Annotated in this window: 11 protein-coding genes; 8 read left to right on the forward strand and 3 right to left on the reverse strand. The window is 45.6% G+C overall.

Annotation, left to right across the window (positions count from 1 at the left end):
• Window positions 1–224: 224 nt before the first annotated feature.
• Window positions 225–701 carry a type II toxin-antitoxin system antitoxin SocA domain-containing protein gene (locus QUB04_RS02845; RefSeq protein ID WP_333280706.1) on the forward strand — a complete coding sequence of 159 codons (477 nt, stop codon included), beginning with the start codon at window positions 225–227 and terminating at the stop codon, window positions 699–701.
• Entirely contained in the window at window positions 682–1,125 is a 444-nt protein-coding gene (locus QUB04_RS02850) for a hypothetical protein (protein WP_333280709.1), read from the forward strand. The genes QUB04_RS02845 and QUB04_RS02850 overlap by 20 nt, the downstream gene beginning before the upstream one ends.
• 494 nt (window positions 1,126–1,619) lie before the next feature.
• Here the strand turns inward: QUB04_RS02850 and QUB04_RS02855 are convergent, their stop codons facing one another.
• Window positions 1,620–1,787, reverse strand: a complete 168-nt coding sequence (locus QUB04_RS02855) for a hypothetical protein (RefSeq protein WP_333280712.1) — start codon at window positions 1,785–1,787, stop codon at window positions 1,620–1,622.
• Window positions 1,788–1,931: 144 nt separating this feature from the next.
• Between QUB04_RS02855 and QUB04_RS02860 the strand changes: the two genes are divergently transcribed.
• The 4 genes from QUB04_RS02860 (at window position 1,932) to gmk (ending at window position 6,940) form a co-directional block, all read left to right on the forward strand.
• Window positions 1,932–2,768, forward strand: a complete 837-nt coding sequence (locus QUB04_RS02860) for a hypothetical protein (protein WP_333280715.1) — start codon at window positions 1,932–1,934, stop codon at window positions 2,766–2,768.
• A gap of 181 nt (window positions 2,769–2,949) precedes the next feature.
• Window positions 2,950–5,052 carry a M3 family metallopeptidase gene (locus tag QUB04_RS02865; protein ID WP_333280718.1) on the forward strand — a complete coding sequence of 701 codons (2,103 nt, stop codon included), beginning with the start codon at window positions 2,950–2,952 and terminating at the stop codon, window positions 5,050–5,052.
• Between the two features lie 988 nt (window positions 5,053–6,040).
• Window positions 6,041–6,307: an extracellular matrix/biofilm regulator RemA gene (gene remA / locus QUB04_RS02870; RefSeq protein WP_190659785.1), complete on the forward strand. Its 267-nt coding sequence runs from the start codon at window positions 6,041–6,043 to the stop codon at window positions 6,305–6,307.
• Between the two features lie 78 nt (window positions 6,308–6,385).
• Window positions 6,386–6,940 (forward strand): guanylate kinase, encoded by a 555-nt coding sequence (gene gmk / locus QUB04_RS02875; protein WP_333280722.1) that lies wholly within the window; start codon window positions 6,386–6,388, stop codon window positions 6,938–6,940.
• A 116-nt stretch (window positions 6,941–7,056) separates the two neighbouring features.
• On the opposite strand, the gene QUB04_RS02880 is transcribed toward gmk, so the two are convergent.
• On the reverse strand, window positions 7,057–7,842 hold the full coding sequence (locus QUB04_RS02880; RefSeq protein WP_333280725.1) for a hypothetical protein: 786 nt from the start codon (window positions 7,840–7,842) through the stop codon (window positions 7,057–7,059).
• A gap of 236 nt (window positions 7,843–8,078) precedes the next feature.
• On the opposite strand from QUB04_RS02880, the gene xseA reads away from it, so the two are divergent.
• Entirely contained in the window at window positions 8,079–9,248 is a 1,170-nt protein-coding gene (xseA, locus tag QUB04_RS02885; protein ID WP_333280728.1) for an exodeoxyribonuclease VII large subunit, read from the forward strand.
• Window positions 9,245–9,472 carry an exodeoxyribonuclease VII small subunit gene (gene xseB, locus QUB04_RS02890; protein ID WP_190740787.1) on the forward strand — a complete coding sequence of 76 codons (228 nt, stop codon included), beginning with the start codon at window positions 9,245–9,247 and terminating at the stop codon, window positions 9,470–9,472. Before xseA ends, xseB begins: the two co-directional genes overlap by 4 nt.
• Before the next feature lie 307 nt (window positions 9,473–9,779).
• Here xseB and QUB04_RS02895 read toward each other — a convergent pair whose 3' ends face one another.
• Window positions 9,780–12,677 carry a CHAT domain-containing protein gene (locus QUB04_RS02895; RefSeq protein ID WP_333280731.1) on the reverse strand — a complete coding sequence of 966 codons (2,898 nt, stop codon included), beginning with the start codon at window positions 12,675–12,677 and terminating at the stop codon, window positions 9,780–9,782.
• Between the last annotated feature and the right edge of the window lie 359 nt (window positions 12,678–13,036).

Raw genomic sequence — 13,036 nt, forward strand, 5'->3', positions numbered from 1 at the left:
GGTGCGAGATTGTTCGTTTTAGGCAATTATTGTTGGTGAGCCCGCCCCTACAATTTTTTGACAGAGGGTAAGATTTCAGTTATACCCAATCCGGCTTAAATACCTCCTTTATTTCTTAGTCTGCAGAGGCAGACTTTGTTTGACAAGAAGCGGTTTCAACCGCCCCATCATAAAGAGTGGTGACTGTGCTATCATAGAATACAAAACTTATTGAGTCGAGTTATATGACCACAATAACTACAGTCACAACAGCCTCAAAACTAGCTGATTACTACCTCTGGTTTGCGAATGATGTAGGCTCCTATCTCAGCAACCACAAGCTACAAAAACTATTGTACTACGCCCAAGCATGGTATTTAGCCTTTGAAGATACACCGCTTTTTGATGAAGATTTTGAAGCTTGGGTGCACGGGCCAACTATCCCGGCTTTATTTTATGAATACAAAGAACAATTTGACTGGAAGCCAATTCTGAAAGAAGTCGAAAAACCCGAATTTCCCCAAGAAGTACAAGAGTTTTTAGACGAGTTAGCTGACGATTATTTCTTCCGGGACGCTTATGAGTTAGAATTGATGGTGCGACGTGAAGACCCTTGGATTAATGCTAGAGGTGAGTTGCCAAGAGATGAACCTTCTCATGCTATTATTACGAAGGAATCAATGCGAGAATTTTACAAAACCCGTGTCATCGAAGAAGCATAAAAAAAGACAAGATACAGATATTCGTCGTCAGCCATCTTCAGCACCGAGAGAGGTTGTGAAAATACAAATACCGGAAGGAGTTAGTTTTTCTTTCAGGTATTATCAGGATGATAAAGATAAGTTTTCAATTGGCGGTAGAGATGCTAAGTATCTAGCATCTCTATTGAGAAGGCTGCGCGATTTGTCACAATTGAACGCTCAAGAAATTATCAATAATCAAAGTAAAAGTCTGCGCTGTCATGGCATAGTTTGGAAAAATACTACTGAACCTAATGGCTTTGGGATTCCCAATGAAGATATCCTAATCAATATCCCCTACCAGTTTCAAATATCAGCTAATGAATACGGCAGGGTGCATGGCTTTTTTAGTGAAAATGTTTTTTATATTGTCTGGCTAGACCCAGACCACAATCTTTACAGTTGAAATTATAGCCGAAGGAAGAAGGAAGAAGGAAGAAGGGAGAATGCAATCCAAACAACTGATCTCGTGCTTAAGATGCGAGACTTCTTGAAGAAGTTGGGAATCTCAAACAGTCGGGGACTCACTCCGACTAAAGAAACCGGGTTTTTTACCTTATCAGGAGGCTGCGACGAAGTATTTTTGTAAAAAAACTTGGTTTCTGAACCCCATGCGTCCAGGACTATTTTTAAGAAAGTTTTGCATAGAGAGCTGAAATAAAATTAACGCTTAAAAAGCCTACTCCTAGTACGAGAATGATAAAGATGGCGATACTGAAAATAGACTTTAGCCGATCGCCAATTCCGGGTTTTTCTGAGTTCATTGGTCAATTTTTGTAGTAAATTGGAGAGGGGCAATTGAGAAAGAGTAGATTATACCAATGCGCGAACAAAAAGGCAACTCCCGACAAGCTCCAAACGACGATCGCCCTCAGTAGGTCGCATTTTTTAACTTTTAATCTAAAATCTAAAATCTAAAATAGTCTTAGGCATTTTTCGGTGAGCCTGGACAGCTATTGTCGATCGCCCGAACCCGATGACGCTAACTCCTGTAAAATAGAGGGCGCGTGGGGGCGAACCTTTTAACAGCCGGAATTGGGCGCGATCGCCACAGGCTCCCAAATACATAATAATATGTCAGTCATCCTTAACTTACTCACAAAGGTAAAAATAGAAGAGTGCCAAGAAATAATCTAAAACATATAACTGAAAAAAGGATAGAAATCGATGCTCCACCCAGTCTCGCAACCTTACCCACAACGAGCAAATACTATGACCCAAAGAGCCGTGCGGAAGCCAAAACCCTCTGTTGCAAACCACTTGAGACCAAGTTTTCCTCAAAGGCACTGGCTGGAGATGGCAGAGTACGCCTCTCTGGCGGCCTCTGGTGTGGGTTCCCTGGCGGTGGCAGTGTCGGGTCAAGCTTTTTACGGCGTGGCTCCCCTAACCTTGGCTTTGTCGCTGAATGTTGCTAACCGGTATCGGTTCGAGCAGCAAGTGCGGGTGCATCAAAATTCGGAAATGGCCCAAGTCCAAAAGTCTGTCAATAAAGTCGAAAAAACGGCGGTGACGGTAATTGTTAAATTACGCAGGCAGTTGTCAGCAGATATTGCAGCGCTGCGCCAGCAAATGGCTGCACTGCCTAGGCATGAGGCTTTTGAGGAGTCGATCGATATTCAGCGGCAGTTACTGAGTTTAGGAGAGTCAGTAGCTTCTTTGCAAGAAATCGTGGCGTCTGCTGTGCTCGATGTCCGCCAGCAGGTGAGCGAACAAGTGCAAGATTTATCGGTTGGCCAACGGGCGAATTTCCAAGCTGTGGAACAGGCTATAGAGCAACTGCAAAGTGCGACGCAAGGCTTGGCAGAAACTTCTATCAGCCGAGATGACTGGGAAGTAGTAAATACTAGATTTTTGGAAATCCAAAAAGTCATGGCCAATTTGCAAAGCCAACTGCAAGCTCCAGCACACCAATCGAGTGCGGATTTGTCGATTGTCCAAGCTCAAATCCACCGTTTGGAACACGAGCAGCAAGAAGTTGTCAAACCTCATCTCAAGCGCTTAATCTCAGTTGTCAAGGAGTTGCAGCACACACCAGAGAACCGTCAGTAGTCATTAATCAGCAGTCATTAGTCATCAGTCAGAAGGAATACTTTTTCCCTCGGACACGCTCGACACTCTCCGACTCTCCGACTCACGCCCGATCGAGTCCTACTTTTTCGACAACTGTGTTAAAAGATTAAAAGCTAATCTGTCTAGTTCAACTATTTTCAACCTGTTACAAGAAAATTAAATGACTGCAACCGTAACTATTGCTGATAACCCGTTACTAATCGGTCAAGGATTGCCCCCATTTGACGCGATCGAATCACAACACGTAGTCCCCGCTGTTACCCAACTGCTGACCGAACTAGAAGCCTCGCTAGCTGACTTAGAAGCCTCTGTAGAACCGACTTGGAGCGGCTTAGTAGAACCATTGCAGCGACTCGGAGAGCGTTTAAATTGGAGCTGGAGCATTGTCGGACATTTGATGGGCGTGAAAAATAGCCCGGAACTGCGATCGGCTCACGAAACAGTGCAGCCAGAAGTAGTAAAATTTTGGAGCAAGCTCAGTCAAAGCAAACCGCTTTATGAAGCTTTTAAAGCGCTGCGGGCTAGCGAAAATTGGGACAGCTTAGAATCAGCTCAAAAGCGAATTGTCGAAGCCGCTCTCCGAGACGCCCAACTCTCCGGCGTCGGTTTAGAAGGCGAGCAAAAAGAGCGTTTTAATGCCATTCAATTAGAATTGGCCGAAATTACTACCCAATTTTCCAATCACGTCCTCGACGCTACCAAAGCATTCAGCATCACCCTCACAAACAAAGACGAAATTGACGGTTTGCCACCGAGTTTGTTGAGTTTAGCAGCTCAAGCCGCTCGCAGCGCCGGCGAAGAAAATGCGGATGCCGAAAACGGCCCTTGGCGGATTACTTTAGACTTTCCGAGTTACGGCCCTTTCATGCAGCACAGCACCCGCCGCGACTTGCGCGAAAAGTTGTACAAAGCTTTTATCGGCAGAGCAAGTAGCGGAGAATTGAATAACTGGCCGTTGACCGATCGCATTTTAGCTTTGCGCCAGGAAAAAGCTGCTTTGCTGGGGTTTAGTAGTTATGCCGAATTGAGCTTGGCGAGCAAAATGGCTCCAGACGTTGCAGCAGTGGAAGCTTTGTTAGAAGAATTGCGTCAGGCTAGTTATGATGCTGCTATCAAAGATTTAGAAGAATTGAAAGCTTTTGCTGCCGAAAAAGGCGCGGCGGAAGCGGGAGATTTGAAGCACTGGGATATTGGTTTTTGGTCGGAACGGCGCCGGGAAGAAAAGTTTGCTTTTAGTGCCGAAGAATTGCGGCCTTATTTTGCTTTGCCACAGGTATTAGACGGGTTATTTGGATTAGTAAAGCGGCTGTTCGGCGTGACAGTAACTGCGGCGGACGGTCAAACTCCTGTGTGGCACAAAGATGTGCGCTATTTCCAAATAGATGATGAAGCAGGAAATACGATCGCCAATTTCTATTTAGACCCCTACAGCCGCCCCGAAGAAAAGCGCGGCGGTGCTTGGATGGACGAGTGCGTGGTGCGCGCTAAATTTGTCGAATCAGGAAAAACAACTACGCGGTTGCCGGTGGCTTATTTGGTATGTAACCAAAGTCCTCCGGTTGACGGCAAACCGAGTTTAATGACTTTCTTGGAAGTCGAAACTTTGTTTCACGAATTCGGTCACGGTTTGCAGCATATGCTGACAACGGTAGACTATCCGGGGGCTTCGGGCATCAATAATGTTGAGTGGGATGCAGTGGAATTGCCCAGTCAATTTATGGAAAATTGGTGTTACGATCGCGCGACTTTGTTCGGGATGGCAAAGCATTACGAAACCGGGGAAACTTTGCCGGAACACTACTACCAAAAACTGCTAGCAGCGCGCCACTACATGAGCGGCAGCGTTATGCTCAGGCAAGTACATTTTAGCAGGGTTGACATCGAATTGCACCACCGGTATCGATCGGGCGGCAGCGAAACTGTAGCCGATGTCCGCAACCGCATCGCTAAAACTACGACTGTTTTGCCTCCTCTGGAAGAAGACGCATTTTTGTGCGCTTTCGGACACATTTTTGCGGGTGGCTATGCGGCGGGATATTACAGTTACAAATGGGCGGAAGTGCTAAGCGCTGATGCTTTTGCGGCGTTTGAAGAAGCGGGTTTGGAAGATGAAAGTGCGATCGCCTCTACAGGCAAGCGCTTCCGAGATACAGTATTAGGATTGGGCGGCAGTTTGCACCCGATGGAAGTGTTTAAAAATTTCCGGGGACGCGAACCGAGCACTAAAGCTTTGTTGAGACACAGCGGTTTAGTTGCAGCTTAATTAAGTGTGGAATAACTAGGGATTAATGCAGGTGAATTTATCTGCATTAATCCCTGTTTTTTGTTAAACAAGATTTACACATATCCTGTATGTGTAGGGGCGATGTGCATGAAATTTTACCGCTATAATTCATATCAAATTCAGTAGCATCGGAATTATATCTCTCTGTTCTCTGACTCTGTGTTCTCTGTGCCCTCTGCGGTTTAATCATTCCAATTCAACCGGAATTCATATCATGCGTAAAACCACTTTTTGCCTAACTTGTGCTGAATTCAAAATGTTTGTAGTAAAAACTAAAAGGTTCAGAATTTTATACTAATTCCCCCCATTCTTGCTAGCTATAATCCTGCTATCATCTGTAGGGAAACGGCAATGCCGTTTCCGGCGCGGGACTCGACAAAATTTCATAATAGTTATAAAATTGAGAATTATAGCAACACTTTTTTTATTGGTATTAATAGGACTAAAGTCCTCACTACAAACCAATTTTATTGTAGAATATCATCCAATAAACATCTGTAGTTTGGCACATCATCCCCAATATTTTTGTGGAAAATCGGGCAGAAAGTGCGTTAGCGAAGCCCGCGAAGAGGATCGCCAGAGGCTTTTAGTTTAAGTTGAAAGCCGATCAAACCAGCATTTGCGAATATTTGCTGTCATCGATCGCTGATTATACTTAACTTTCCCTCTCCGTGAAATTAAATTTATATTTCGCAACATTTACGGGCTGTTTTCTCGATACAGCTAATGCTTTTATTTGCAACTAAAAATCGACGCTTTTACCGAATCTTTAAGATAGAGTGGCAACAGCGAGTGTTTTTTGAATTTTTGATAAAGAACGGGGTACTCGGCGTCAAAAGGGTAAAAAATTAATCTCAATTAAAAAACTTAGTTGAGATTAATTTGAGGATTGTAATAAAAAATCTTTGTATATATGATAAAAAGTAAGGAGTGATAGTTAGTCGTTCACCCATAAATTAAGATTTTCATGGATATTCAATTAATTAATATCGGTTTTGGTAACATTGTGTCTGCTAACCGAGTGATTGCCATTGTCAGTCCCGAGTCAGCGCCAATTAAGCGGATTATTACTGATGCGCGGGAGCGGGGACAACTGGTTGACGCTACTTACGGCCGCCGCACGAGGGCGGTAATTATTACAGATTCGAGTCACGTCATCCTCTCGGCGATTCAGCCGGAAACGGTTGCTAATCGTTTTGTAATCAGCAAAGACGGTCAAAGTCGGGATGATTGAGGTTTGTTAGTTGCAATTTGAGCGCTTACAGTTTAGAGTAAGCGGAAACTTAAATTGTTACACGTTTCTATTGTAAAAATGAAATCTGGTAAATTAATTGTTCTGACGGGGCCTAGCGGTGTGGGGAAAGGCACCCTAGTACGATCGCTCCTCAATCGCCATTCCGAATTGTATCTTTCGGTATCGGTGACAACTCGTGAGCCCCGCGAGGGAGAAATTGAGGGAAAGCACTATTATTTTGTCAGCCGCAGCCGCTTTGAACAAATGGTTGAGGCTGGAGAGTTGGCGGAATGGGCCGAGTTTGCCGGCAATTTTTACGGTACTCCTTATTTTGGTCTCAAGCAAGGAATTGGTGAGGGAAAATGGGTAATCCTCGAAATTGAGTTGGAAGGGGCTAGGCAAATTAGGAAGAATTTTCCAGAGGCGCTGCGAATTTTTATTTTACCTCCTTCTTGGGAAGAATTGGAACGGCGCTTGCGGAGTCGGGGTCAAGATTCCGAAAGTGCGATCGCCCGTCGGTTGGTGCGGGCTAAAGAGGAAATTGAAGCTGCGGGGGAATTCGATTTCCAAGTTGTTAATGACGATTTGGAAGTTGCTTTGAAAAAGCTAGAATCAATACTTAATTTGGAGTAATTTTTAGGTGGGGATGAGTGAATTTTGAAGTTTTATTGAGACTAATGCCCAACAGCACGACACGGAAGTCACGGATACACTGATAGTTGTTTTTTCTTCTCACTTCTGAATCACCATTAAGAATTAATCCGTGTATCCGTGTCAAAATCAGTGTCGTGCATTCCTTGTTCCTTCAATCTTACCCATTTCTCCGTCCTGGCTAAAACTTCGCTACTTTGTTTGATAGCAACACAAACTTTTAAATTCAATTCCAGAATATTCGATGAAGGCGAAATTTTTCTCAATGGTTCAATTTCGCGAGCAGAACAGCCCAACATTTCCATATAAGCTAGCGTCCAGCCAATAGCTGCAATGTTCCCTACAGTGCCTTCTCCGGCGCAAAGGTAACAATCCAATTCGCCCTCCGGCCGACACTCAGGACAAACCCAATTGCCCAGTTGTGAATGGAGCAGATTTGTGCGGGAGGCGGCTGCAATTGTTAATGCTTTAATATGATTTTGAACTACTTGTTTAAAACCTCGGTTTTGGTTGCTGCGCTGGTCGGAATGTGTGTGCGATCGCCCGATTGCTACTGCTTGCTGTTGTGGCGAAGCAACAGAGGCTGTTTGATTCTCCCTGGTTACTCTAGATTCGCCTAGATTCGCAGTTAGCTGAATACGATAGTCCTTCGACTCTTCAGTCTGAGAGTGGTTGAGTGCGCTGGAGGAATCGGGTTCGGAATTTGTGAAGGATTGTTCTATGCGATCGGCAAAATCTTGCATTGAGAGGTGATGTTCGATCGCCAAAGACCAAGTTCTTTTATGTCGGAGGTCGCCATATTTTCTGGCTTCTTCCTCAGTAATGCCGATCGCCGCAGCCTCTTGGCGCAGCACATTCATCGAAGTCATTGTATCTGATATCATTAGTTTGTTTGCAGTTAAAATTACGATCGCCCGCTCAGCCTACAAATAAATTACCTTAGATATAGTACAATAGTCCGGACTATTTTGAGATTGTATTCTGAAACCCTTGATTTTTCGTTAGCAAGTCGATTCGGCAATCGCCCTGAAACCCTTATTTTACGCTTGGCAATCACACACTGCCCGAAGCATTGATAGTAGCTAAAATCTAAAATCTAAAATCTAAAATCTAAAATTGGATGACTTCAATTCTTCCCGATACAGCTTTATCTGTTGCCGGACTAACATCATACCTGCAAGACTTGTTGGAGGGCGATCGCAACCTGCAATCAGTTTGGCTGACAGGCGAGGTGTCGAACGTTTCGCACCACCCCAGCGGCTGCTTTTTCACTCTGTGCGACACCGACAAAAGCGCTGCTATTCGCTGCGTGGTGTGGAATTCTCAGCGGCAAAAATTGGTGCAAATCCCGGAAAAAGGGGAACAGTTGCTGGTTTTGGGAAGCATCCGGGTTTACAAAAATCGCGGCGAGTACCAGTTGACTGTTGTGCAATCGCTACCGGCTGGGGCAGGATTGCAGGCTTTGCGGTTGCAGCAATTGCGATCGCGCTTGGATGCTGAGGGTTTCTTCGATCCCGCCAGAAAGCGCCCGATTCCCGCCCACCCGCAAATTGTGGCCGTGGTGACATCCGATACTGGCGCTGCTTGGGGAGACATTCAGCGGACTCTCGCCCAAAGATATCCAGGTTTGCGGGTGTTGCTGTCGCCGACAGGAGTGCAGGGAGAATTGGCTGCTGCTGCCATTGCTAGGGCGATCGCCCGTGTAGAATTGGACGGTAGGGCTGATGTGATAATTTTAGGGCGGGGCGGCGGTTCTGCGGAAGATTTGGCTTGTTTTAATGATGAGAGAGTTGTCAGGGCGATCGCGAATTGTGCGATTCCAATTATCACCGGTATCGGGCACGAAAGAGACGAATCTCTCGCCGATTTAGTAGCAGATAAACGAGCCCACACTCCCACTGCGGCGGCCGCTCAAGCTGTACCAATTTTAGCAGATATTTACTTTGAACACAAGCAGCGAATGGTCAATTTAGCAAACGCTGTGCGGGCAAGATTTCAGACAGAAGAAGAGCATTTGCAACTGTTACAAAACCGATTAAAACGTTTGCCTGCGACATCCCGAACTTTGCGGCAAGCAACTGGTAAACTGGAGGTATTGCAAGAAAAGTTATCCGCCCTGAATCCGGCGGCGGTTTTGCAAAGGGGTTATGCGGCGGTAATCCAAAGTGACGGTACGATCGTCCGCACAACTGACGGTTTGGAATTGGGAGAGGAATTGACTGTGAGGTTGAGTCGGGGCCGGCTGAAAGTTAAGATTGTAGAAGTATTGGATGTGGCAGAAAAGTTATGATTGATTCGCAGTTGCGCCAGTCTGACTGGAATTATGAGGAAACGGTCGATCGAATTGAAGCGATTATCGATCGGGTGGAATCGGGAGAGTTGCCTCTAGAGGAGGTTTTCGAGCAGTTTGGGGTGGCTGTGGAGTGTTGGCAGCAGTGCGAAAGCTTTTTGGCGCGGGGGAAGGAACAGATGGATTTGTCGATCGAGCTTTTGGCTGCGGAACCCGATTTTTAATTGCAGGTGAACGGGGATTAATGTGGATGAAATATGTTGATTTGTTTTGGTATCTCTCGTTCATAGCCAAGTCTAGATCCCCCTAAATCCCCCTTAAGAAGGGGGACTTTGATAAGACTCTTGTCCCCCCCTTCTTAAGGGGGGTTAGGGGGGATCTAGGGTTAATAGTCAAACAGCAGTCTGTGACAGGGTTTGACGTTAACTTGACACCAATGGGCTCTTGGAGTGTCCTGACTGTGGGTAATATTAATTCGGATATCACCGGACATGATATAACGTGTTTGTTGACACGATGAAACACCACAAATCAATGCAAACCCTGACAAATAAACCCAGACCAATAAATCAAATCATCAAAAGGATTTGACATAGTGTAAAGATTTTTCTGCAAACTTTCATATCCTTCCTTTCGCTTCCGAATCTCAACTTCCTCCTCCGTTTTCTTGTTCAACTTCTCCTCAAACTCCTCATACTCAGCCGTACCACCTTTATATTCATCCTGCTGCGATTCCAAGCCTTCTAATTCTTCCTGTACCAGATTCAATTTTCGCTTTAAATCCCCAATAATTTTCGGAAGCAGGGCATCGATTTGCGGTTGATAAAGCTGCTGCAACTCCGCACCCGAAATTGTCCGCAACCGCATCTGTGCCAGTCGCAAAGCCTCTGGACGGCTCAAACCTTCCCGACGATACTGATAGTAAAAAATCGAAAACAGCGAAGTAGCAAAATCATCCACCGCCCACAAAGTGCTGACCACACTGCGCGCCCCCGCACACAAAAACCCCGTTCCCAAACTAAGCAGATTATCGGTGATTTCCGTCCCTCCTAAATTAGTTTCGCAGCAAGACATAAACACATCCGATAACTGCGGCAAGCGCCAACCAGGTGTCATCAATTCCCCTAACGTGATACTTCCATCCCCTAAAAACAAGCGCGATTCTAAAGGATTGTCCAAACGCGAGACAGCATGGTGGCTGGAGTGCATGACATTCACATTTTGGGCCAGTTTTCGATAGGCGGCAACTTTAGCTTCTTTACTTCCTTTTAAGCGTTCAGGTTCAGGCACAATTTGGGCAACTTGTTCGCACTCAAAAGGAGTGAAGTACAAATCATCCGTGGCATTTTCCACAATCCCATATTTCGGTGATTCGATGGTGGGGCGTTGATAGCAATACTCCAAAATTCGACAACTCGGAACATAACGAATCAGGAATTTATCACCAAGAAACACCCTTCGTAGGGGCGGTGCCCCCGTGCCCGCCCCCGCCCCCGTGCCCGCCCTCGATTGGGGGGGATCAATCGGCAAAGCCGCCAGCGGAATCTGATGCAAATACAAATGCGGAATCACAATCAATTCCTCAATCCCATCCAAACAATTACCAATCAACTCATCAACCTTCAACCGCCGCGACAACTGAGACAAAAACTCACCCATCCCCTGTTGCCAAACTTTCCGATCCAGCAAATAAGGCAACAACCAACTTTGCCTAATCCACTTCTGAAAAGCTGCCCAACCCTCTCCATTCCAATTTTGAAAAATTGCCCAACCCTCTCCATGACAAGTATGAATCTGCGGCGCTTTATCCTTGTAAATCACAAAAACATGAGTGTCATCATCCGTCGTGTAAAAACAGAGAATCGCCGTCTGCGAATTATCAATGAGTTTCTGCATCGCCGCAAACTGCATCGGCACAACTTGAACTTGTCCCGCTAAAACCGGATCTAAACTGCGGATGTTTTCCCAGATTTGCTGCTTCTCCCCTTCCAACTCTTGAATCTTCTTCGTGTAAGCAGAAGTATCCGCCCGACTCCGTGACGAACTCCCCACACCAGCTAATCCCTTATTCCCCTCCGATGGATTGCGGAGTTGTTCGACTTCTGCGTCAATTTCCTGCTGCTTGGCTTCAAATTCATCCAAATACTTTTGGACTGCGGGCGGAATTTCGCCGCTAGCATACAAGTCATTGCTGTGCATTAAATCCACTAGCCGCTGAGCACGGGTTCTATCGCAATATTCTATGGCCTTTTCCAGTTGGTTGTTGTTGACAGCAGCTTGAATTGCCTTTTCGTAAACCCCGATGGATTCTGCTATCATCTGCTGGCGGATATCGTCTGAAGTTGCCCAACTTCTGCTTTTTTCTACTGCTTGGATTGCTTTCTCGAATCCTTCAATGGCGATATCCCAGAAGCCAGCAGTGAAAGCAGTATTGCCGAGGTTTCTACCCGATTGCAAGCAGTCTAAAGGGAAAGCGGTAGGAGTGCGAATTTCTAAGGCTAAGCGGAAACAGGAAATTGCCTCTTTTATATTCGCCGCCCTGACTCCCTCTATTCTGTCACGATAGGCAATCCCCAAATTGTTTTGAGTCATAGCCCAATTTTCGGGATAATTCTCAGGGGTATAGACTTTTAAAGCTTCCCGATAACAGGCGATCGCAAGTTCTATATTCGCCGCCCTGAGTCCCTCTATTCTGTCACTATAGGCAGTCCCCAAATTATTTTGAGTCGTTGCCCAATATTCGGGATAATCCTTGGGGGTACGGACTTTTAAAGCTTCCCGATAACAGGCGATCGCAAGTTCAATATTCGCCGCCCTGACTCCCTCTATTCTGTTCCTATAGGCATTCCCCAAATTATTTTGAGTCGTTGCCCAATTTTCGGGATAATCCTTGGGGGTATAGACTTCTAAGGCTGCGTTATAACAGGCGATGCCAATTTCTAAATTCCATGCGCGCCGCCCCAGGGGAAATTGATTAATTAAGTTGCCAAAATTGACAATAACTCCTGCAAGTGATGCAGCTTCTTCTGAGGTAACTTCTGTGAATGTGGATGTGGCCGAAGTTTGCAATATTTGAGCAAAATTCAAATCCAATTTGTCGAAATTTTGTTGTAAAATAGGATAGACAACTTGAGGATTTCCGCCACTATCTGACGTTGCTTGTAACACCTCCTCCAAGAAAGATAAATACTCTTCAGAAGTTGCTGTACTGCGGACAGAATTTGCCAAATGTGCCGCCATATTCTGCAACCAACCTGCATTGGATTCGCCCTTTTCTGCCATATTCTCCGCCTTCGCTTCCATGACTCGCACAAAATCGGCATCAACTAACTCTCGATGGGCGTTGAGAATATCATTTTCTTCACCGCTAGGGCACTCAAGCAGGGCTTGAATCAGTTGGAGATAGGCGGCGAGGCGTTGTTCGTCCATTGGAGTTTACCTTTGATTCTGTGTATATATATCTATCGGCAATTTGGGGGGAAATTATGCAAAATTCCTGAAAAATTATAGGACTTACGCATAGGTGCCCAGAAACCGGGTTTTTACGACAATATTTCGTTTCCACCCGCAGATGTGGCCAAAAACCCGGTTTCTTCAGTCGCAGTGTAGGGTATTTGGTATGGTGCGTCGCTGTGAGACTTTCGATTTTGTTTCGAGATTGTTGATAGCGACGCACCCTACGGTATCTATGGGAATTTTTTAGTCAGATTCATTTGGTATGGTGCGTCGCTGTGAGACTTTCGATTTTGTTTCGAGATTGTTGATAGCGACGCACCCTACGGTATCTA

The organism is Microcoleus sp. D2_18a_B4 (genome assembly GCF_036702475.1).
Taxonomy (GTDB): domain Bacteria; phylum Cyanobacteriota; class Cyanobacteriia; order Cyanobacteriales; family Microcoleaceae; genus Microcoleus.